The organism is Aureimonas jatrophae, from assembly GCF_900104035.1.
GTDB classification, from domain to species: domain Bacteria; phylum Pseudomonadota; class Alphaproteobacteria; order Rhizobiales; family Rhizobiaceae; genus Aureimonas; species Aureimonas jatrophae.
The window spans coordinates 100,631-121,708 of sequence record NZ_FNIT01000006.1; the positions used below are offsets into that span (position 1 = coordinate 100,631).

The window sequence follows — 21,078 nt, forward strand, 5'->3', positions numbered from 1 at the left end:
CGTGTTTGGCGGGCAGGACCCGGTGGGGTAAAACAGGAACACATTACAGCAATTCCCACGCGAGGCGAAATGTCGAGCTCGTCCATCCCCCAGAAAACAAAGACGGCGCTGTGGGCACGTGCAGCGGGACGGTGCCAGTACCGCGGTTGCAACGAGGATCTCGTCGGCGACCTGGTGGCGGGGCGCGAGGACGGAACGTTCGGATTCGTCGCCCACATCGTTGCGGACGAGCCGGGCGGTCCCCGCGGCGACCCGGTGCGCTCGAAGAAGCTGGCTAAGGACATCGGGAACCTGATGCTGCTCTGCGGTCGTCACCACAAGCAGATCGACGTCGACGGGAAGGACCAGCACGACGAGGACATGCTCCTCTCGATGAAGCACGAGCACGAGGAGCGCATGGCCGTCCTCACCGGGATCGACCGGAGCCGAGGCTCGCACGTGGTCCGGTTTCTCGCGAACATCGGCAAGAACGAGGCGTCAGCCGCGAAGCAGGACATCTTCGATGCCATGCGGCCGGAGCGTTTCCCCGCCACGGAGCGGACAATCGACCTCGAGATGACGGGGGTGACCTTTCAGGATCACGAGGAGGCATACTGGACGCTCCAAGGGGCGAACCTTCGGCGCCAGTTCGACGCGCAAGTCCGAGGACGAATCGAGCGGGGGGAGATCCAGCACCTCAGCGTCTTCGCCATCGCCCCGCAACCGCTCCTGATCGAGCTGGGTCGCCTGCTCTGCGACATCGTTCCCGCGCGGATCCACCAGCGGCACCGCGAGCCGCAAACTTGGCGGTGGCAGGATGACCAGCCGGCCATCCGGTTCGCGATCACCGAATGCGGCCGTGTCCCCGGCGGCCCCGTTGCGCTCAAGCTCGCTCTGAGCGCTGAGGTCAAGGACGATCGGATCCATGCGGTCTTGGGTAAGGACGCGAACATCTGGTCCGTGACGGTCGACGGCACGCCGCACAACGACATTCTGCGCAGGGAGGACGACCAAGTCGTCTTCCGGCAGCATGTCCGTCGCCTGCTGGACCGCATCAAGGCGGTCCACGGCGAGCAAGCGACGATCAACGTGTTCCCAGCGTTGCCCGTCTCTGCCGCGGTCGACGTCGGACGGGTGTGGATGCCGAAGGCTGACCTTCCGATGCGGATCTACGACCAGAACAGGGGATCCGGGGGCTTCTTCCCGACACTCCTGATCGAGTGAGGCATCCGTCCGCACTAAGGACTTGAGTGCGTTCGATTGTGGTTTGCCGCCCCGAAGCGTCGTCTCGGACATCAACCGGGAGCGCCGCATGTCCGTCACCGCAGCCTTTTCCACCGCCGTCGCGACCGCGGTTGCCGACTGGGGCAAGTCCGCCAAGGCGACGTTCCGCCTCTCGGCCGGGGCAGACAAGGCCGTCGCCAAGATGGGCGAGGACACGCTGGAGCTTTCGACGAAGACGGGCAACCTGACCGTCCGTCCGCCCTCGGGTCGCGCCGTCGCGGTCGTCGGCATCGGGGTCGACGGCGTGCTCCGCATCGATTGCGGGAACGGGCCGGCCGAACTCGGGGACGCGAAGCTGGCGGAGGCCGTCGCGGCGACCGTCCGGACGGTGAGGGCCGCCTACGAGCGCTCGTCGGCAAGGGGCAACCGGACATCCTTCACCCTCGCGCCAGCCGGCGAGGCGGGCAGCTGCATGCGGCCGGCTGGTCGGTGAACCACAAACGGGTGGAACGGATCTGGCGACGCGAGGGGCTGAAGGTGCCTCAGCGACAGCCGAAACGTGGTCGGCTGTGGTTGAACGATGGCTCGTGTATTCGGCTGCGGCCGGAATATCCCGGGCACATCTGGGCGTACGACTTTGTCGAGGCACGGACGCACGACGGGCGCAAGTTCCGCATCCTCACGATCATCGACGAGGCCAGCCGCGAGTGCCTAGCGCTGGTGGTCGCCCGTCAGCTTCGCCACGAAGATGTGCTGGCGGCCCTGGCCGAGCTGTTCATTGACCGGGGCCCGCCTGCCCGTATCAGATCGGACAACGGCAGCGAGTTCATCGCCACCGCAGTCCAGAAATGGCTTGGGCAGATCGGCGTGAACACGCTCTACATCACGCAAGGCTCGCTATGGGAGAACGGCTACAACGAGAGCTTCAATGGCTCGCTGCGTGACGAGCTGCTCAACGGAGAGATCTTCTACAGCCTCGCCGAGGCCAGAGTGCTGATCGAGGCATGGCGGCGCCACTACAACACCATCCGGCCACATAGCAGCCTGGGCTATCGCCCACCCGCACCAGAAGCGGCGACACCGCCATTGCCGGCCTCCGGTTCCGCTTCGCTCCACCTGCGCCCGGCAATGGCGGCGGAGACGACAATGCACTAACTATCTACCCGGACCACCCAGTGGGGGCTGCTCACACGCCGTAAGCGCCGCTCCAGGCTCTGCTCCATAGCGGACGATATAATGCCGGGACTGAACACCTAGGCTGCTGCGCCAAGGCGTTGCACGTCTCAGTTGGAAGCGGCGTTCCACATCGCGTTCTTGAGGTCGATCAGCGGCGGGTTGGGCAGGACGGGAGGCGGCTGGCGACCGGGCTCCCCTAGGACCGATAGGATGGAGAAACGGACCTCGCCATCTGTGTAGTAACGGTCTCCCTCTCCGTTGCGACCGTTCAGGGTCAGGCCGACGCCGGTCACTTCGTAGACCTCGGCAACACGCCCGGTGCTCGCAAGGTCGGCGGCCAACTCGTCACGCATGGCATCGACGTCTGGAGAGATGGCATGGGTTATCGCACCCGTGTAATGGCTGAGCCCAACGCCGACATCGAAAGAGGCGGATCCAAGCCAGACGGGTCGGCCCTCCGCCCCGACTGGAAGGACATTCCAGAAGCGCACATGCTGACGCCGGTCTGCGCTACGTCCGACCGCCTTCTCAAAGGCGAGGTCTTGCTGCCGTCCCTGGTAGAAGAGCGGACTGACCGGGGCATCGCGGTAGGCGCGGTCGAGAACCACACTACCGACGATCTCAATGCTGGTACGCAGCGTCACTGGGTCGGCCGGCGTCCACCCCGCGGCTGCCATGGCCGTAACGAGTTCGCCCCGGGATCCGACGACGCCGACGTTGAGGGGATCGCCCGCCTCCCCGTCCGCCGTACGCGTCACCATCTCGAAGCCGTCGAGCGCCATCTGATGCTCGTAGTGGCGCAGCGCGAACGGCAGGATGAGATACGCCGTGCAAACCCACGCGACAACAGTTGCGCCGACGGTAAACGCTAGGCGTCGCAGAACCATGCGCCCCTGTCGCCGACGTCGGGCCGGTATCGGTTCACCGGGCCAGTCGCTCATACGTCCCGCATCTCGCGGTCGCAAAGACCCTTTTTCGTCACTGTAGGCTCCTCCCACACCGCGAGCTTTTCGAGCGCACGCAGCCGACACTCCCGGTTCTCTTTTGGTCATGACCAGATCAACAGAGCAACGCATGATGAATGGGAAGCGATTGCATCGCCGGCCCGGTCGCCCTCCCTGTCCAACAATCTTTACCTTTTCGCGGCGGTTAGCCTTGCGGTCTACGCGAAGCCCCGCTTCCCGTCGGTGAACGCCTGCGGCGTCGTCGCGATGCCGTACTGAGCCTCGGGGGTCGTGCGTCAGCGGTCGTCGACCCCAGAATCTCATCCGCTTCAGAAGGTCGGCAGCGCGCAGCTCCTACGGGCAGATGTGCTTGGGCATGACCATCCGGTAGACGGGCGTCGTCTTGGCCTTCGCCGCGGTCGACGGGGCTGCGGCCCCGTCCGCGGTGGTCGTGGACATGTCGGTATCCTTTCCCGGTCAGTTGCCGGCCGCGATCGCGGCCTCGGACATTCGCGGCGCGAGGTCGTGCGCGCCAGCGGCGGGCGGGTTCGCCTCGAGGTCGGCGATCAGGCGCTCCATCTCGCCGATCTCGCGGACCTGCGCCTCGACGATGCCGTCGGCAAGCTCGCGCACACGCGGATCGCGGATGTGCGCCCGCTCGCTGGTCATGATGGCGATCGAGTGATGAGGAATCATCGCCTTCATGTAGGCCACGTCCCCGACCGTCTCCTGGCTGCGGACAAGCCAGAGGGCGCCGGCGAAGACGACGACGCTCGCTGCGACGATGCCGAGGTTCGCGCCGCGCCGGGGGTACATTCCCCACATGAAGCCGATCATGATCAGCGCCATCACGGCGCCCATGACGACGGCCATCCACGTCCGGGTCTGGCTGTAGAAGACGTGGTCCAGTGCGTAGGTGTTCAAATACATCAAGCCGAACATCACGACCGTCGAGGTCGCGATCATCGCGGCGAAGCGTCCGTAGCCCATGGGTCCTGCTCCCGTTCTCTGTTTGGTCGGGTCGCCCCGGGCGCGGCCGCGCCCGGGGCATTGGTCCGGCGCTTACTTGGCGAGGGCCTCGACGCGGGCCGTCATCTCCTCGATCTCTTGTCTCTGCGCGTCGATGATCATCCGGGCCATTTCCTTGGACTTCTCGTCCTTGCCGGCCTTCAGCTCGACCTCGGCCATTGCGATGGCCCCCTGGTGGTGGGCGATCATCCCGCAGTTGAAGGCGAGGTCCGGGTCCTTGATCATCGCGGCCTTCATCATCGGGCCGCGCATCTTCATCATGGCGTCCATGTTGCCCTTCTGGGCCGCGTCCATCTGTCCGCCGGACATCATGTTCTGCATGCCGCCCATCATGGACGACATGTCCATGGATCCGGCGGCGGCTTCGCAGGCCGCGGGGAGCGTCACCTGCTCGGACGACATCGCCATCCCGCCCTTGTCCTGCGCGGACGCGTGGGAGACGGCGAAGGCGGCGAGGACGGCGGAGAGGATCGTGATCTTGCGCATGGGTTGGTTCCTTTTTGGGGTCCGTCGGGACCATTCGTCATGAGTTCGGGGTCGGCGGCGGGACTTCCCGCGGCCGTCGTCGGGCCCGCCGCCTCGGGGCCGCCGTCTCTTGGCAGCTCTCGGCGCGGCGACGCGCGGGCCTGAAGCCCGTCGTCGAGTTCTGGTCGGTTGGGTCAGGTCGCGCGGCGAGGACGCGGGGTCCGGCGCGGGCGCGGGTGCGGCGCGTGGCCGCTCAGGCGACTTTGGGAGGCCGCTTCAAGCCGGGAGGGAGGACGCCCGCGCGTGCGTCGGTGACGACGGCGACGGGGTCGGAAACAGGAAGTCGCTCGGCAACCTGCGTGGGCTGTGGGAAGGGCAGCAGGCTCGCGCAGGACTTGCCGCAGCAGGACATGCCGTCGGCGCCCGCCTTCGCCGCGCCTTGGCCCGCATGGTCCGCGTGGCCGTCAGCATGGGCCGCGGCATGGGGGCCGGCGGCACCGTGGTGGCCCGGCATGCCCATCTGCCCGGGCATGGCCATCGCCGTGCCGTGGCCGGCGAACGCGGCGACCGCGACCAGCGACAGCAAGACGACGAGACTGCGCAGGCACTTTCCGAGCATCGAACTTCCCATGGGTCGATGGCGAGAAACCTCGCGGCTCCACGTTGGTTCCGTCAACCGACGCCGTGTACGGATCGTTCGCCCCCGCGGTACCCAGTCGGGTCCGCGAAGGGCGCATCCCGTTCGGGCCCGCCGGCCCGTCAGTCGTTGCCGGCGCGGCGGACGCGCCGCCGAACGAGAGGACGTCGAACTCGGCGTCCAGGTCGTCGCCCATCCCCGGCGAGCCGGCGGGCATGCCGGGCGCGGCGATCCCCGCCACCTGCGGCCGTTCCGCGAGCAGCCTGTCGACGGCCTCCATCGGAACGTGGCCCTCGACGACGTAGCCGCCGATCCTCGCCGTGTGGCAGGACTCGACCGCCTCCGTCACGCCGAGGGAGCGTTTGACCGCCGTCATGTCCTCGCGGTCCTCGACCGTCACGTCGAAGCCGTGCTTGCGGGCGATGTCGGCCATGCCGCGCCGGCTGGACGGCCGCCGTCTACCTGTCGCGCTTCCGGCGCGCCGCCACCGTCGTCAAGACCGGGACGAGCAGGGCCTGCTGGATCCCGATGAGCCAAAACATTCGAAACTCCTTTGAAGCGGACATTGCCAACCATCCTTCGAGCTATGCCTCCTCCTCGATGTCGATCTGCGCGATGCGCTGGGCGCTGTCGTTGAAGCGGGATGCCACGAAGTGACCGAGGGCGACGGCCGCCACGCATAGGACCACCGACAGGGCGACGTTCAGCATGGCGCGCGGCACGGCACCCGCCCGCAGGAGATCGAGCGTCTGAAGGCTGAACGAGGAGAAGGTCGTGAAGCCGCCGCAGATCCCGATCATCACGAAGAGACGCAGGTTCTCCGAGGCCGGGAAGCGACCGGAGGCAAGTGTGAGCGTCCCGAACAGGCCGATCGCGAACGAGCCCGCGATGTTGATGAGGATCGTGCCCCAAGGCAGGTCGCGGCTGATCGGCAGGGCAAGAACCGAGATGGCGTAGCGCAGGAACGTGCCGAGAGCGCCGCCCAGCATGACGATGGCGCAACTGGTGAAGGACATGGCTGTCTCCTATCGACGTGGGTTCGCATCCTCGGAGAGGATCCGAGCATGCGCCGTGGTTTCGATAGGAGTCATCAGCCCGACGCGGGCGGTTGCGGGGGAACCCCATCCCCGTCGTGGTCAGACGCTAACGCCCTTTTCGCAGGTTGGGAAGCCACCGTTCCGTTCGCCGACGCCGTTCACGACGCGACCGATCCGAGCGGCGCCGTGCGTCACCGCTCCCAGCCTTCCGTGCGCATCAAGGCCTGCGCTTCAGGCGTGATCAGGAAGTCGGCGAACTCGCGAGCCTGCGGATCGGCGTCCGGGGCGACCGCAAGGTTCAGGTCGCGCCAGATCCGGCGGTCCGCATCGATCGGCACGGCGTCGAGAACGTCGCTCTTCGTCACCGTCCAGTCCGGCCAGGTGATCCAGGCGTCGGCGTCGAGATCGTTGAACGCCTTGAAGCTGGCGCCCGAGCCCGTCGAGAAGCTGACGATGTTGCGGCGGAAGCGCTCGATGTCGGACAGCCTGCCGAGGCGGCCCGCCACGTCCTCCCAGGTCCCCGTGCCCGACGTGTTGGCAACGCCCGACCCTTCCGTGACGACGATCTTCACGCCGTCCTTCAGGAGGTCCTCGAAGCCCTGGATCCCCTTCGGGTTGCCCTTCTTGACCGCGATCACGGTGGGGCGGACGTAGATCGGCTCGACCTCCGTCGAGGAGAAGGTCTTGTAGGTCTGGAGGAAGGCCGTCATCGACTGCTCGGACGTGCCCCAGATGATGTCGGCATCACCCTGCGCCTTCTTCGACCAAGTGCCCTCCGGTCCCGCGGTGATCTCAACCGTGTTCCCGGTCTGCCGCATCCAGAGGTCGGCGACCTTCTTGAACGCGGTGTGGGGGCCACCGGCGCCGTAGAGACGCACGACACCGTCCTTCGGCTCATGCCGGATGGCAGGGTCGAACAGCACGGTGTCCTGCGCCTGCACGGTGGCGCAGGCGAGGAGAAGGGCGGCGCTGGCAAGGATCGGGAGGCGAAGCATCGGAACTCCTGGCGGTTCACGTCGATCGGTCGGGGGCCCTTGTCTCGGGCCGGCTTGCGGGAAAGACGCCGCGCTTTGCCGTTTATTCCGTCCGGGACAGAGAAGTTTTTTCCGAGCCATCGGGAATAAGGGATCGTCGGCGGCGTCTCGGCATGGTCAGGACCCTTCAACGCCGAGGACGAGCAATCATGAAGACCCTTCTCACCGCCGCAGCCATCGCCGCATTCACGACAACCATTGCCCACGCCGGCCCCGCCGCCGACATGGCGCAGGCCCGCATCGCCTCAATCGCCAAGGGGGACACCGCAGCCGTCGCCGGAGCCTACAGCGATGGCGCCGTCCTTCATTGGGTGGGCGGCCCGCTCGACGGCACCTACGAGGGCGCTGAGATCAAGGCCGTCTGGGAGAAGTTCGCAAAGGCCCAGCCGAACCTGACCGCGAACGTGATGGACGTCTCGGAGGCGATGAACCCGAAGGGCGCGACGGTCACCGCCAACGTCGTGTTCGCGGGTAAGGACAAGATCCCGGTGCGCTACGTCATGCTGTTCCGCGAGGGCAAGCTGACCGACGAGATCTGGCAGGTCGACCCGGCGCTCGCGAAGTAAACCCGGCATGAGCGAGGACGAGATCGCACGGCTGGTGGAACCCATGATCCCGGGGCTGAGGCGCTATGCCTATGCCTTGGTGCGGGACAGCGCTGCCGCCGACGATCTCGTCCAGGACTGCCTGGAGCGGGCGGTCGGGCGCTGGCACCTGCGCCGCTCCGACGGCGACCTGCGCGCCTGGCTCTATGCCATCCTGCGCAACCTCCATCTATCGGCCCTGCGCCAAGGCCGCCGTCGCGGAGAGCACGTCGGGCTCGACGACATGACCGAGCCGCCCGGCGTCGATGGCGGTCAGATGGAGCGGGCCGAGTTCCGCGACGTTCTGAGCGGCCTGGAGGCTTTGAGCGAGGAACACCGCACGGTCCTCCTTCTCGTCGGCGTCGAGGATCTCAGCTACGAGGAGACCGCGAAGATCGTGGGCCTGCCGACCGGAACCGTGATGTCGCGGCTGTCTCGTGCCCGGGAGCGCCTGCGCGCCTATCTCGACCAGGGCGCAAGGCCGAACCTCAGGAGGGTCAAATGAACCGTATCGACCTTCCCGTCGGCGAGGACGATCTCCAGGCCTATCTCGACGGACGCCTCGGCCCCGACCGCCTAGAGGCGGTGCGGCGCTACCTGGAGGAGCACCCTGCCATCGCAGGCGACCTGGAGCGGGACCGGATGCTGCTCGGCGAGTTGCGCGATCGTCTCGGCTCCAAGGCTGCGGAGCCCATTCCAGCCCGCCTTCGCATCTCCAGCATCCGTGCCGGTGTGCGACGCCGGCGTTGGTCGAACGTGCGGTCGGTTGCCGCCGTCTGCGCTTGGATCGCCGTCGGCGGACTGGGGGGCTGGATGGCGAACGGCCTCCTGGTGACGTCAGATCCTGCCCCCGTCCGTATCGCCCGCATAGCGGAGGACGCGATGGCGGCCTACCGCACCTTTGTGGTGGAAGTGGTCCACCCCGTCGAGGTGCGGGCGGACGAGGAAGCCCATCTGGTGGGCTGGCTGTCGAAGCGGCTGCGCACGCCGATCACCGCCCCGGACCTCACTCCGCTCGGCTACCGCCTGATGGGAGGCCGCCTCCTGCCGGGTGGTTCCGGTCCGGCCGCCATGCTCATGTACGACGACGACGCAGGGTCGCGACTGACCCTCTACGTCAAGACGGACGAGACCGAGGAGACGTCCTTCCAGTTCCTGGAGGAGGACGGCGTCTCGGCCTTCCTCTGGCGCGACCGGGGCCTTGGCTACGTGGTGACGGCAGGAACGTCCCGCGAGGCGTTGATGCCGGTCGCCCGGCTCGTCTACGACGAACTGGAGCGGCAACCGGAGCCCAAGCCTGCGAACCAACTCTGAGGGACGACCCGTGACGCTTGACCAGCTCCGCATCTTCGTCGCGGTCGCCGAACGGAGCCACGTGACCGAGGCTGCAAGGGCCTTGAATCTCACGCAGTCGGCCACGAGTTCGGCGCTGGCCGCGCTGGAGACCCGGCACGGCGTCCGGCTCTTCGACCGGGTCGGGCGCGGCATCGAACTGACCGAGGCCGGACGGTTGTTCCTCCCCGAGGCCCGCGCCGTCCTGGCACGGGCGGCGGAGGCGGCGTGCGCGCTCGACGATCTGACGAACCTGCGACGTGGCCATGTCGCGTTGGTGGCCAGCCAGACGGTCGCCAACCATTGGCTTCCCTCGCACATGCGACGCTTCCGGGAACGCCATCCCGGCGTTACCCTGTCCCTGCGCATCGCCAACACGCGGCAGGCGGGCGAGGCGGTGGCCGCGGGAGACGTCGATCTCGGCTTCGTCGAGGACGAGTTGGGCGATCCCCGTCTGCGCTTGACCCGCGTCGCACACGACCGGCTCATTCTCGTCGCCTCCTCCGATCATGGTTCGACCGAGGCAGGCCTTCAACGCGTCTCCGACCTGGCGCGGGCGACTTGGATCATGCGCGAGCCCGGTTCCGGCACACGCAACATCCTGGAGGACGCGCTGCGCGTTGGCGGCATCGATCCCACCACGTTGTCTGTCGAGCTAGAGCTTCCGTCCAACGAGGCCGTACGAGCGGCCATCGAAGTCGGCGGCGTCGTGGGCGTCCTGCCGCTGGCGGTGGCCCAGCCGGGACTCGCATCCGGCGCGCTGGTCGAGATCGGCTTTCCCCTGCCGTCGCGCGGCTTCCACGCGGTGGAGATGAAGGATCGAAGCCTCGGCCGAGCGGCGTCTGCGTTCCTGCACGAGGTTCACGACGGCGATCCGGGCCCGAGCGCGTGACACGCGAACCCGGGGCGCGGCTTGATGACCTCGTCCTGCATCTCGCCGCGCTGGCGGGAACGCCGACGCTGTTCAACCCCTACGCCGATACGGACCCCGCGGTTGACGGTTCGGATGCACCCGCGATCCGACGCGGCAACCTCGGTCGCTATCTCCGGGCCTTCACGGACCGCGACGAGATCGACCTCTGGCTGGGTGAAGCGCCTTCGAGGTTCGGAGCCCGCCGCACCGGCGTGCCCTTCTCGGGCGAAGGTTACTTGGCCGACCTCTCCTCACGCCTTGCCATCGCACCGTTCGGGATCGCGACGGTTGACGCTCTCGCCACACGGCCGTCCGGCACGTCGCGACAGATCTGGAGCGCGCTGCCGGCCCGGTTGCCCCTGTTCTGGAACGCCGTCATGCATCATCCGCACCGGGTCGGAACCCCGTTGCGCAACCGAACGCCGACGCGGTTCGAGATTACCTGCCACCGCGAGGCACTGACGCTCCTCATCGCAGCGATCCAGCCACGGCGCATCCTCGCGATCGGGCGTGTGGCGGAAGGCGCGGCTGCTGGGTATGACGTGCCGATCACCTACGTTCGCCATCCCGCTCAAGGCGGCGCCGCTCAGTTCCGCGCCGGGGTCGCCGAGTTCGGTCGGGACGCATCGTGAGGGCGGTGGCCGCTCATGTCTGCGCGTCCACCAGGGCACCAAGATCGGCGGCGGCGATCATGCCGACCTGACGCTGGCCGCCGACGAAGAAGGTCGGCGTGCCGCTGACCCCGAACTCGCGACGCCCACGCTCCTGGACCTCGACGACCTGAGCCTGTAGCTCCTTGTTCGAAAGGCATGAAGCGAAGGCGTCGCGGTCCATTCCCGAAAGCTGAGCAATGCCGAGAAGCGCTGCGGAGGCGTTCTCCGCCCGAGCCCACGTCTTCTGCTGGCGGAACAGGACGTCGATCATCGCGAGCGTCGCCTCGCCGTTCAGGCATCGTGCCAGCATGAACCCGGCGAGCGAACGCGGGTCGAGTGGGAACTCGCGCAGCACCAGACGGGCGCGGCCGGTGTCGATGTGGGTTCGCTTGAACTCGGGCAGAACGCCGACGTGGAACTCGGCACAGAAGCCGCAAGTCAGCGACGTGTACTCGACCACCGTCACCGGAGCGCTGGGGTCGCCATAGGCAAGCTCCGGCAAGTCTCCTGAGGCCTGCACCGCCGCAGGGTCGACCGGACTTTCGTCGTTGGCCAGGACGGAACCGGGTAGAACCGCTCCCAACCCGGCAAGGGCGGATCCGATCAGAAGGCGGCGTCGATCGAGATGCGACGAGCTGTGCGATAGGGTCATGCGGGGGCCTTGCGTGTTGGGGAACATCGACCGGGACAGGTGTGTACCCGGTCTCGGGACGATGACGCTCGTCGGCATCGCTGTATTCCCGTCCGTGCTGGCGAATGGGGATCACGACGGCGTCAGCCGGCCGACGGATCAGTTGGTCTTGAGGCAGGGAGCGATGAAGAGATCGCCGCGCCAAGCGCCCCGAACCGTCCGTACCGCCACGATCAGCCAGACCACGGCAAGGAGCGCGACCAGCGCCACGCCGAAGCCGTGGATCGCGGGGATGGGCAGGATCGTGCCTAGCTTCAGCGTCGTCACGGCGTAGACACCGATCGGGAAGGTATAGCCCCACCAACCAAGATTGAACGGCAGGCCTTCACGCAGGTAGCGGACCGTCACCAGCGCAGCGATCGCGAGCCACCACAAGCCGTAGCCCCACAAGAGCAGTCCGCCGAGAAGACCGACACCCTCCATCGTCGGGCCGAAGCGCTCCAACCCGTTGGCGGCGAGGATCGCGGGGGCCGCCCCGCCCAGCGTCATCAGGCCGAGCGCGCCGGTGCCGATGGGCCCGAGCGCCAGCCAGCTTGACGAGGCCATGGAGGCGTGCGGCAGCTTGTGGACGGCGAGCCTCAGGACGAGCACGACGAGAACGCTCATCGCGATCGGCACCGAGAGCGCCCAGAGCGCGTAGGACAGCGTGAGAACGAGGAGCTGGCTCTGCGGGTCGGCAAGGTGAGGCGCCAGCAGACCGCCTGACACGGCGGCGACCTCGGCCGCCACCATCGGCAGGAGCCACACCGCCGTCATCTGGTCGATCGAATGGCTCTGGCGCGTGAACATCATGTAGGGGATTGCGATCCCGCAGGCCGCGGCCATCGCGACGTCGATCCACCACAGCGTCTCGGCAATGCCGATCGCGGCGGGTCCGAAGCGCGGCAGGCCGAACAGGAGGAAGCCGTTGATGATGGTGGCGAGCCCCATCGGGATGCAGCCGAAGAACATCGACACGACGGAATGGCCGAAGATGCGCTTGGCACCGTCGAAGAAGAAGATCCAGCGAGCGGCGTAGAGCCCGGTGAACAGCGCGAAGAGCGCCATGTTCAGCATCCACAGGCCTTCCCCGACCGCATGGAGGACCGGGACCGTCGTTCCGAACTGGGCGAGCGCGATGGCGAGGATGCCCGTGCCCATCGTGGCGGCGAACCAGTTCGGGGTGAACTGGCGGACGACTTCGCGCGGACTGTCGAGGCGCGATAGGGGGTGAAGGCCGAGGGAGACGGCACGCATCTGTTCGAAGGTCATGGGTGGCAAGCCTTTCCGGTTCCGGGAAAGATGCCCCCAGGGATAGCGGCGATCCAACGCGAAGTTCCGTTCAAACCGATCGGTGGACCCGATGGATCGGTTGCCGATCGGAGGCGAAGGCGAGGCATCAAAGCGTAGTGCCGCGTCATGGGGACATCACGACGGAGCGTCCGGTCGGGCCGTTCCGGCCCCGTTGCCCTCACGCCGCCGTGATGGCAAGCATGCGGCACGCGAATGGTGCGCAGTCCGGACGAAGGCTGAAAGTGGCAAGTCGGCGACGGACCGACGCCGCAGCCGGGGACCTGCCGTCCGCGCGACCGATTCCTCCCGGACGCCATGTCCCCCTAAAGGAGCCCACCATGCGCAGAGCGCTTCCCCTTCTTGCCCTTGCGGCCGCCCTCCTGCCGACCGTCGCCTTCGCCCATACCGGGATCGGCGACACGGCCGGCTTCCTCCACGGCTTCGAGCACCCGATCGGCGGGCTCGACCACATTCTGGCGATGGTCGCGGTCGGCGTGTTCGCTTACGTTCTCAGCGGCCGCGCGCTCTGGCTCGTCCCGGCAGCCTTCGTCGGCATGATGGTCGTCGGCTTCGCGCTCGGGGTAGCCCAGGTCGACGTGCCGTTTGTCGAACTCGGCATCGCCCTCTCCAGCGTCGTGATCGGCGGGGCCGCCGCCCTCGGCCGTCCGATGCCCGTCGGCGCCGCCATGGCGCTGGTGGGGGTGTTCGCCGTCTTCCACGGCCACGCCCACGGGGCCGAGATGCCCGAGACGGCGGGCGGTCTGACCTACGCCGCCGGATTCATCGCGGCGACAGCCCTCCTGCACGCCGCGGGCATCGCGCTGGCGTTCGGGGCCGCCTCGCTGATCGGCCGCTACGGGCGGACCGTCGCCCGCGCCGCAGGTGCCGTCTTCGCGCTGGGCGGCGTCGGCGTCCTCGCTGGCTGGCTCTGATCTCCGGACATGGCACCGGGCGGTGAACTCGCCCGGTGCCCGGCCTTCCTGTCTTGAGGAAGGCTAGTCGACTTCAGCGCGCAAGCTCCTCCCGGACGATCGCGGCGCCCGCACCTAATGCCTTCAGCTTACCTCTCGCCAAGTCGCGCGAGAGAGGCGCCATCCCGCAGTTGGTGGCGGGGTAGAACTTGCCGGCGTCCACGAACCGGAGCGCCATGCGCAGGATCAATGCGCCATGTGTCCTTATCCCCAATGTCAGCTTATCTCAGATGGCGCTCCGAAGCGGACCGGCAGGAAACCACCGAGGCTGTGTGGAAACCGCGTCTTGTGCTACCTTTTTGGTAGCGCTGGAGGGGTTGGGTGGGCCGTTTCATCGAAGGCTGCGAGCGACGTCAAACGCTTCTTCTGGCGGATTGCGTCGACGACTATGTCGACGCGGAGAACCCGGTCCGGGTGATCGATGCCTTTGTCGATGAACTGGACCTTGGAGCGCTCGGTTTTGAAGGTGCGGCCGCGACGGGTCGGCCCGGCTATCATCCGGCAACGCTCCTGAAGCTCTACCTCTACGGTTACATAAACCAGGTGCAGTCGAGCCGGCGCCTGGAACGCGAGGCGGGCCGCAACGTCGAGGTCATGTGGCTGACGGGCAAACTCGCTCCCGACTTCAAGACGATCGCGGACTTTCGCCGCGACAACGGCGAAGCGGTCCGCGCCACGTGCAAGCAGTTCGTCGTCCTGTGCCGGGAGATCGGTCTGATCGCAGGCGGCACGGTGGCGGTGGACGGCAGCCGGTTCAAGGCCGTGAACACGCGCGACAAGAACTATACGCCCGGTGCGATCCGCCTCCGACTGGCGCAGGTCGAGGCGAGCATCGAGCGCTATCTCGACAAGCTCGACACCGCTGATCGGCAGGAGGCAGACGTCGCCGAGATGCGCACGACGCGCCTGAACGAGCGGATCGAGGCGCTTCGTCGGCAGATGCGTGAACTCCAGGCTATGGCCAAAGCGGTCGAGACGGCGCCCGATCGTCAGATCTCGCTGACCGATCCGGATGCGCGGGCGATGGCCACGCACGGCAAGGGCACAGGCCTCGTCGGCTTCAACGTCCAAGCTGCCGTCGATGCCGAGAGCCATATCGTCGTAGCGCACGAGGTCACCAACCTCGGCCATGACCGGACCCAGCTCGCCAACATGGGCCAGCGGGCGAAAGACGCGATCGGCACCGAACATCTGACGGTCCTGGCCGATCGGGGCACCTTCTCCGGGGCCGAGATCCTGGCCTGCCAAGAAGCAAACATCACGCCTATCTGCCCGAGGCCCCTGACCTCGGGTGCCAAAGCCGAGGGGCGGTTCGGCAAGCCGGACTTCCTCTACGATGGGGCCAGCGACACCTATCGGTGCCCCGCCGGCGAGACCTTGCCCAAGCGCACGACCACCATCGAGAACGGCCTTGTCCTGAACCGCTACTGGTCGCGCAACTGCCGATCATGCGCGCTGAAGCCGGGTTGCACCACCGGCAACGAACGGCGCGTGACGCGGTGGGAGCACGAGCATGTGGTGGAAGCCATGCAGGATCGCCTGGACCGCATGCCGGATGCCATGCGCATCCGGCGGCGAACCGTCGAACACGTCTTCGGCACCATCAAGGACTGGATGGGACGCAGCCACTTCAAGACGCGAAGGCTGCCGAACGTCGGCACGGAGATGAGCCTCCATGTCCTCGCCTACAACATCAAACGAGCCATCGCCCTGCTCGGAGCACCAAAGCTCATAGCCGCTATCCGGGGGTAAACGCGGATCGGCTTTGCAACCTCACCGTCAGTCTCAGCTCTGACCCGTTTCCACACAGCCTCCACCCAAGGCAGCCATTCGCGCTCCCATGCGCATCAGGCGAAGAGCGAACTCGACTTGTCCTCTTTGCTACTGAATGCCGGAGTGATGGGCGGCAAGCAGCATCGCGCCCCCTGGCGGAAGTTAAGGCTTGGAGGCGGCACCGAACCCATGGGCAACCAGCATCTCCCTGGCTGCCTCGTAACGCTCGGCATAGCGTTCGGGGCTGTTACCGCGCAGTCGGGCGACGACCCTCAGGTGGAGTTCGCGGTCCTCGTGCCACCGGAGCGCGCCGAACCGCTCCGCGATGCGGGCCGTGCTCTGGCGACCCCACGAGTCCGTCGCGGTTCCGTCGGCGTGGGGGACGAAGCTGTGGACATACCCGCCGGCACCAACTTCGCCGCTCGCCCATCCGTCGTCCATTTCGTCGATGCAGAACGCGGTGGCGGCTTCCCCGGTAAGGTCTTCGAATGCCTCGGCGAACATCGCGCAGAAGCCCCACTGATAGTTCGCGGCGAACTTGGCCGGGAAGGTCGGGGTCGCCCGTGGTGGGATCCGTTGCGGGAACGTCGGGTGCGCATCGATGACCTTTGTCGCGTGGTCGATCTCCGCGATGTCCGGAGCGCGGCGCAGCGGCAATGACCACAGGCGGTCCTCGGCGTAGGTCCTTGTGGTGACGCCCGGCTGTCGCCAGGTCGGCTGCGACCTCTCCTTGGCCAGCCGTGCGACGGTCTTCGGGGAGAACTCCCAGATGGAGGTGATGCCGCGCGCGTCGAAGACGGTCGAGGAGTCGTCGCCGACGTAGACCCGAAGCGGCACCATCTCCGCTTCGTCCCCGGCCTCCCGCTCTTTGCGGCCGTTCGGGGTCAGCCAATCGACGTGGAGAAGCCATTCGGTCCGGCGGGCGAGCGCGATGGCGAAGTTGACGCAGTCGTCTGCCTCCCAGCGCCTGACGTCCGCGTCCGTAAACCCGAGCGCCCGCTTGGCCTTTGCCTGTCCCATCCGTCGGTCCTCCTGAATGCCTGAAGCCCTTCACTTGGGGTCGCCCGATACGGAAAACGCGACATCGGCAGTCACCCAGCCCGCAACCTAGGGACTTAGAGGTTCCGCGTCCGGGCTCCCGCGCGGACTCGGACGGTCTTCGAGGATGCATGGGGATGGAGTTGTCCGTCCGCGGGCAGTCAGCGTAGCCTCGCCTCCGCGACTCGGCAGATCCGCTCGATGAAGGACTCGCAACATGAGTCCCAGGACCATGTCGTCGAAGCCCGACGAGTAGCAGGGTCGTGTCGTCGCTCGGCTCAACCCGCCGATGTCAATGGTGGCAGAGTCTCAGGGGGCGTGTCGTCCGCCACGTCTGAGCGTGGCGGTTGTTTGCGTCTTCGGAGGAGGAGACGTGATGCTAAGCGACGAGCAATGGGCGGTGCTGGAGCCGTTGGTTGAGGCGTGCCGACCGATCGGCAAGACACCGCCGCAGGATCTGCGCCGGACGCTGAGCGCGATTCTCTGGCGGCACCAGAACGCAGCGAAGTGGCGAGCCATCCCAGCCGACCTTGGACCTTGGTGGCGAGCGGCGCAGGTGTTCATGCGCTGGGCCCGCGCTGGTGTTTGGGAGCGGTTGCTCGGCCTTGTTCAGGAGCGCGGCGTGCGGCTCGGCATGGTATTTCTGGACGGGACCAACGTGCGGGCGCACCAAGAGGCAGCGGGTGCCGCGCGAAGGGGGGATCTCAAGCCCAGCGAGACCATCGTGAAGCGCTTGGCCGCTTTCGCTGCGGGTATGGAACGAAGGCCTGCGTGATCGCAGACGGTGCGGGCGGTGCCATCGCCTTCCGCATCGCGCCGGGACAGGCCCACGAACTGCCGCACGCCGTCCCGCTTTTGGATCGGCTGACCGGCGTTCCGAAATGGGTGGTCGCCGATCGCGGCTATACCAGTCATGCGTTCCGCTAGCACGTCCGGGACATGGGCGCCCGGCCGGCGATCCCGCCGCTTCGCCACGAGGCGCCTGTCGCCTGCCCGGACTGGATCTACAACAACCGCAATCGGGTCGAACGACTGTGGGCGCGGCTTAAGGAATGGCGTGCCGTGGCCACCCGTTACGGGAAGACCGCTGCAAGCTTCCTAGGCGTCCTCTGCCTCGCGGCAGTCCACGATTGGATCAAGCGATGACAGACCCTAGTATGAAGCCTGTGGATAACTGATAAACTACTTGACTGTAGCGGAACGGTCGGTTCCGCGCTTGGTTGTCGGTTCCCAACCAGAGCCGAGAGCCCGACCATTGTCATGACGATACGCCAGTCGCTTACGCGACCAGCGTCGTGATCTGACCCGTCCTCTGACGTCATGATGACTGTGCCTGGAAACGGCTCGGTCATCATGACTTCATTCGACCAGGCGTCGGGCGCAACCGAGCGGCGAAACCTTAACCGACGACCGTCCCCAATGCAGGCCGGCGAAAGGAGGCTCCATGTCCGCAGTCAGGCCCGTCAGATCCTCGTTTCCATCCCTAGGCCGCAATGTTGTCAGTGGACGACGTCATACGTTCACCGGGTACGTGCCGTCCGCCAAGGAGGGCAACGACTTCCGCGTGGTGGCCTACGAGAGCCTGCTGGAACGGGACTTCATCCAACTCCTGGAGGACGACCACGATGTCGTCTCCTATGCCGATCGTTCGGAGCCGGTGGTCTGGATCGACCGGGACGGCGTCACGCGCCGTTACTATCCCGACTTCGACGTGCTGCGTCGCGACGATCTCCGGACGTGCGTGGAGGTGAAGCCGCTCGACCGGATCCTCAAGCACGACCTGCTACTCCACTACGAGCAGATCGAACGCTACGCCATCGGGAGCGGTCGCTTCGCCAGGTTCGAGATTTGGACGGATCGCGAGATCAGGGATCCGATCCCGCTCTACAACGCCGAACTGCGCAACGTCGGTCGCCTGAACCGCGAACCGATGCCCTTCTCCGTATCGATCGTCTCGGCCCTTCGTGGTCTCGGGGGCCGGGCGACGCTCGGCGATCTCCGCGATGCGTCGGGTCTCGGACGCGACGCCTTCTGGGCCGTCGTCCGCTCGCTCGCCAGGGACGTCTTCCGTCTCGAGGAGCCGCATCGCCCGATCGACGATCGTTCGGTCGTCCGCCTGGAGGTCCGTTCTTGAGCGCGCCCCGTCTGCGCTTCGGTAAGACCGACATCGTGGTCCTGGACGGGCGCCGTCTTGAGGTCCGGCGCGACGGCGTCGACGAGGTCGAGTTCGTCAGCACCGACGCGGAGCGCGAGCGCTTCGTGCGAAGCCAGGCGGAACTGAGGAAGGCCTACTTCGAACGGCGACTGATCGTCGAGCGTGGGGCCGCCTCCAGGCTGCCCGATGGCCTCAAGGCCGCGCTGGAGAAGCCACTGGACTGCTTCTCGCCGAAGGGCCGCGCCGCCGCGATGCAGCGTCTGGACTACGTGAACCTGTGCGAGCGGATGCTCGGAGAGAAGCGCGTTCCGAGGACGCTTGAAGGGTATGCGAGGATCGGGCGCGTCGCGGCCTGGCTCCGCCGGGCCGGCGCCGCGTCGGTCGCCGGCTGTCGTCGCCGCACGCTGCCGCTCGAGCAGTTCGGTGCATCGACCATCAGGGGTTGGCACTGGCGCTGGCGCGATGCCGGACGCTCCGTGAACGCGCTCGTTCCCCTGGACTACATGAAGGGCTGCCAGACGCCCTCGATCGACGCCACCGCCATCGCGGTCATCGAGCGTCACGTGCGGGACGAGTGGCTGACCTCGACGAAGCCGCCGCTGACCGTCGTGCACGAGAGCATCGTCGCCGAGATCGATCTGTTCAACGCGAGCCTCGGGTCGGTCGGCGGGAAGCCGGCGACGCCGATCCCCGTGCCGAGCCTGTCGACCGTCGCACGCTGGGTGGACCAGAACGTCGACGAGTACGACGCGGTCCTGGCCCGACTCGGACGCAAGGAGGCGGAGCGCCGGTTCCGTGGTGTCCGTCGCGCCCCTCAATCGGTCCGCCCGCTGCAGATCGTCCAGGTCGACCACACCCTGCTGGACATCATGGTAATCGACCCGACGTCGTCGACCGGCGTCTCGCGTCCGTGGCTGACCGCCGCGATCTGCGCGACCACGCGCATGCTCTACGGCTTCCACCTTGGCTTCGAGGCGCCGTCCTGGAGTTCGGTCATGGCGTGCCTGCACATGGGCGCCCTGCCGAAGGAGGAGGTGCTCGTCCGCTGGAAGCACGAGCGCTACGACTTCCGGTCGGAATGGTCGGTGTTCGGTCTTCCCGAGGTCCTGGTGGTCGACAACGGCAAGGACTTCCAGTCGAACTCGCTGAAGGCGGCGGCCGGCCAACTCGGCTTCGAGCTTCGCTACACCCCGTCGCGTCGTCCGCACCTCAAGGGAAAGGTCGAGCGCTACTTCGGCGAGATCGCCCGCAACTTCCTCGCCTTCCTGCCGGGGCGGACCTTCGCCAACGTCAAGGAACGGGGCGACTACGACGCCGCGGCGGCGGCGCGCCTGTCGCTGCACGAGCTGACGCAGGCGTTCCTGATCTGGACGGTGGACTACTATCACAACAAGCCGCATCGCGGTCTGGCGCTGGCGTCGCCGGCGCAGCGCTGGAAGGACCTGTCCGCCTACGGCGTCCGCGTGACGCCCGACGTCTCCGACCTGACGGCGTTCATGGGACTGGTGCTCGATCGCTCGATCCGCTCGATCGGCGTCGAGTATCTGGGCCTCGTCTACCAATCCAAGGAGCTTCAGCTCCTCCGCCGTGCTCCCGGCAAGGCCAAGCGCAAGTGGACGGTGAAGGCCGACCCGTTCGACCTGTCGGAGATCAGCGTCCTGGACGAGGACGGCAGCCGCTGGCTGAAGGTCCCGTCGGTGGATCCCGATCTGACGGACGGTCTGGACATCCGTCAGTACAAGGAGATCCTGGACGAGGCCAAGGCGCTCGCGGAAGGCGGGTCGCGGGTCACCGTGTCCAACCTGCTGGACGCCCGTCGCATCCTGATGGAGATCGGCCGCGAGAAGGGCGTCCGGGCTGCGTCGCGCCCGACCGATGTCGACGTCCAGTGGTTCCGGACGAACATCGACCGTCCGATCGTGCGCGTCGCCGACAGCGCCGGTCGTCGTCGCCTTACGAAGGCGGACCGGCGCCGTTCCGACAATCGCGCACGCACCGCACTCCCGACCGAGGTCGTACCGGCACCGCCGGGCGAGACCGGTACCTCCGAATTGCATCACCTGTTCCCGGCACCGCGTCCCACCGAGGTCGCTCCGCCGGCCAAGGCATCCGCCGCAGGCGGGCGGCGGCCGCGAATCGACCCCAATGACCCGAAGAACTGGAAGTGATCG

At 67.1% G+C, this 21,078-nt stretch carries 21 protein-coding genes, 3 pseudogenes and 1 riboswitch; of the genes and pseudogenes, 13 read left to right on the forward strand and 11 right to left on the reverse strand.

All coding sequences use genetic code 11. From position 1 onward, the window contains the following. Positions 1-69: 69 nt before the first annotated feature. The 3 genes and pseudogenes from BLQ76_RS13970 to BLQ76_RS13975 all read left to right on the forward strand — a co-directional run. Complete coding sequence (locus tag BLQ76_RS13970) at positions 70-1,203, forward strand: SAVED domain-containing protein (RefSeq protein ID WP_090674370.1); 1,134 nt, start codon at positions 70-72, stop codon at positions 1,201-1,203. 88 nt (positions 1,204-1,291) lie between these two features. Continuing rightward, positions 1,292-1,696, forward strand: coding sequence for a hypothetical protein (locus BLQ76_RS21745; protein WP_139184014.1), 405 nt, complete (start codon positions 1,292-1,294; stop codon positions 1,694-1,696). Next, positions 1,672-2,358 (forward strand): annotated as a pseudogene (locus tag BLQ76_RS13975) (IS3 family transposase); the annotation flags it as partial. The gene BLQ76_RS21745 and the pseudogene BLQ76_RS13975, both read left to right, overlap by 25 nt. Before the next feature lie 128 nt (positions 2,359-2,486). Here BLQ76_RS13975 and BLQ76_RS13980 read toward each other — a convergent pair. From BLQ76_RS13980 to BLQ76_RS14010, 7 genes are all read right to left on the reverse strand, one after another. Further along, complete coding sequence (locus tag BLQ76_RS13980) at positions 2,487-3,266, reverse strand: LssY C-terminal domain-containing protein (RefSeq protein ID WP_090674373.1); 780 nt, start codon at positions 3,264-3,266, stop codon at positions 2,487-2,489. Between the two features lie 534 nt (positions 3,267-3,800). After that, entirely contained in the window at positions 3,801-4,313 is a 513-nt protein-coding gene (locus BLQ76_RS13985) for a DUF305 domain-containing protein (protein ID WP_090674375.1), read from the reverse strand. Between the two features lie 72 nt (positions 4,314-4,385). Then, positions 4,386-4,838 (reverse strand): DUF305 domain-containing protein, encoded by a 453-nt coding sequence (locus BLQ76_RS13990; protein WP_090674378.1) that lies wholly within the window; start codon positions 4,836-4,838, stop codon positions 4,386-4,388. Between the two features lie 232 nt (positions 4,839-5,070). After that, positions 5,071-5,400, reverse strand: coding sequence for a hypothetical protein (locus BLQ76_RS22380; RefSeq protein WP_244519648.1), 330 nt, complete (start codon positions 5,398-5,400; stop codon positions 5,071-5,073). After that, positions 5,282-5,887, reverse strand: coding sequence for a DUF411 domain-containing protein (locus tag BLQ76_RS22545; protein ID WP_244977959.1), 606 nt, complete (start codon positions 5,885-5,887; stop codon positions 5,282-5,284). The genes BLQ76_RS22380 and BLQ76_RS22545 overlap by 119 nt, the downstream gene beginning before the upstream one ends. A gap of 151 nt (positions 5,888-6,038) precedes the next feature. Continuing rightward, on the reverse strand, positions 6,039-6,470 hold the full coding sequence (crcB, locus tag BLQ76_RS14005; RefSeq protein ID WP_090674383.1) for a fluoride efflux transporter CrcB: 432 nt from the start codon (positions 6,468-6,470) through the stop codon (positions 6,039-6,041). A gap of 58 nt (positions 6,471-6,528) precedes the next feature. Beyond that, positions 6,529-6,592, reverse strand: a riboswitch (Fluoride riboswitch). 90 nt (positions 6,593-6,682) lie between these two features. Next, positions 6,683-7,486 (reverse strand): substrate-binding domain-containing protein, encoded by an 804-nt coding sequence (locus BLQ76_RS14010; RefSeq protein ID WP_090674385.1) that lies wholly within the window; start codon positions 7,484-7,486, stop codon positions 6,683-6,685. Between the two features lie 188 nt (positions 7,487-7,674). On the opposite strand from BLQ76_RS14010, the gene BLQ76_RS14015 reads away from it, so the two are divergent. From BLQ76_RS14015 to BLQ76_RS14035, 5 genes are read left to right on the forward strand one after another with little or no spacing between them, the layout of a single operon-like run. Beyond that, positions 7,675-8,091, forward strand: coding sequence for a nuclear transport factor 2 family protein (locus tag BLQ76_RS14015; protein ID WP_019998808.1), 417 nt, complete (start codon positions 7,675-7,677; stop codon positions 8,089-8,091). A gap of 7 nt (positions 8,092-8,098) precedes the next feature. Beyond that, positions 8,099-8,614, forward strand: a complete 516-nt coding sequence (locus BLQ76_RS14020; RefSeq protein WP_090674387.1) for an RNA polymerase sigma factor — start codon at positions 8,099-8,101, stop codon at positions 8,612-8,614. Continuing rightward, entirely contained in the window at positions 8,611-9,423 is an 813-nt protein-coding gene (locus BLQ76_RS14025; RefSeq protein ID WP_090674389.1) for an anti-sigma factor family protein, read from the forward strand. Before BLQ76_RS14020 ends, BLQ76_RS14025 begins: the two co-directional genes overlap by 4 nt. Positions 9,424-9,433: 10 nt before the next feature. After that, the gene (locus BLQ76_RS14030) at positions 9,434-10,333 is read left to right on the forward strand and encodes a LysR family transcriptional regulator (RefSeq protein ID WP_090674391.1); all 900 of its coding nucleotides are present in this window, start codon (positions 9,434-9,436) and stop codon (positions 10,331-10,333) included. Then, positions 10,330-10,986 carry a uracil-DNA glycosylase gene (locus BLQ76_RS14035; RefSeq protein WP_090674393.1) on the forward strand — a complete coding sequence of 219 codons (657 nt, stop codon included), beginning with the start codon at positions 10,330-10,332 and terminating at the stop codon, positions 10,984-10,986. The genes BLQ76_RS14030 and BLQ76_RS14035 overlap by 4 nt, the downstream gene beginning before the upstream one ends. 13 nt (positions 10,987-10,999) lie before the next feature. Here BLQ76_RS14035 and BLQ76_RS14040 read toward each other — a convergent pair whose 3' ends face one another. Beyond that, the gene (locus BLQ76_RS14040; protein ID WP_090674820.1) at positions 11,000-11,659 is read right to left on the reverse strand and encodes a DsbA family protein; all 660 of its coding nucleotides are present in this window, start codon (positions 11,657-11,659) and stop codon (positions 11,000-11,002) included. A 138-nt stretch (positions 11,660-11,797) separates the two neighbouring features. After that, a complete protein-coding gene (locus BLQ76_RS14045; RefSeq protein WP_090674396.1) occupies positions 11,798-12,949 on the reverse strand; it encodes a TDT family transporter in 1,152 nt (383 codons plus the stop codon). Between the two features lie 359 nt (positions 12,950-13,308). Between BLQ76_RS14045 and BLQ76_RS14050 the strand changes: the two genes are divergently transcribed. Further along, positions 13,309-13,902, forward strand: coding sequence for a HupE/UreJ family protein (locus tag BLQ76_RS14050; RefSeq protein WP_090674399.1), 594 nt, complete (start codon positions 13,309-13,311; stop codon positions 13,900-13,902). Positions 13,903-13,975: 73 nt separating this feature from the next. Here BLQ76_RS14050 and BLQ76_RS14055 read toward each other — a convergent pair. Next, positions 13,976-14,125: pseudogene (locus BLQ76_RS14055) on the reverse strand (methionine synthase); the annotation flags it as partial. A gap of 137 nt (positions 14,126-14,262) precedes the next feature. Here BLQ76_RS14055 and BLQ76_RS14060 point away from each other — a divergent pair. After that, complete coding sequence (locus BLQ76_RS14060) at positions 14,263-15,693, forward strand: IS1182 family transposase (RefSeq protein ID WP_090674404.1); 1,431 nt, start codon at positions 14,263-14,265, stop codon at positions 15,691-15,693. A gap of 183 nt (positions 15,694-15,876) precedes the next feature. On the opposite strand, the gene BLQ76_RS14065 is transcribed toward BLQ76_RS14060, so the two are convergent. After that, positions 15,877-16,734, reverse strand: a complete 858-nt coding sequence (locus BLQ76_RS14065) for a hypothetical protein (protein ID WP_090674406.1) — start codon at positions 16,732-16,734, stop codon at positions 15,877-15,879. 394 nt (positions 16,735-17,128) lie between these two features. Between BLQ76_RS14065 and BLQ76_RS14070 the strand changes: the two are divergent. The 3 genes and pseudogenes from BLQ76_RS14070 (at position 17,129) to BLQ76_RS14075 (ending at position 21,075) form a co-directional block, all read left to right on the forward strand. Then, positions 17,129-17,898: pseudogene (locus BLQ76_RS14070) on the forward strand (IS5 family transposase). Between the two features lie 385 nt (positions 17,899-18,283). Continuing rightward, positions 18,284-18,886, forward strand: coding sequence for a hypothetical protein (locus BLQ76_RS22135; protein WP_183193188.1), 603 nt, complete (start codon positions 18,284-18,286; stop codon positions 18,884-18,886). Then, positions 18,883-21,075 carry a DDE-type integrase/transposase/recombinase gene (locus tag BLQ76_RS14075; RefSeq protein WP_170842599.1) on the forward strand — a complete coding sequence of 731 codons (2,193 nt, stop codon included), beginning with the start codon at positions 18,883-18,885 and terminating at the stop codon, positions 21,073-21,075. The genes BLQ76_RS22135 and BLQ76_RS14075 overlap by 4 nt, the downstream gene beginning before the upstream one ends. Positions 21,076-21,078 lie beyond the last annotated feature (3 nt).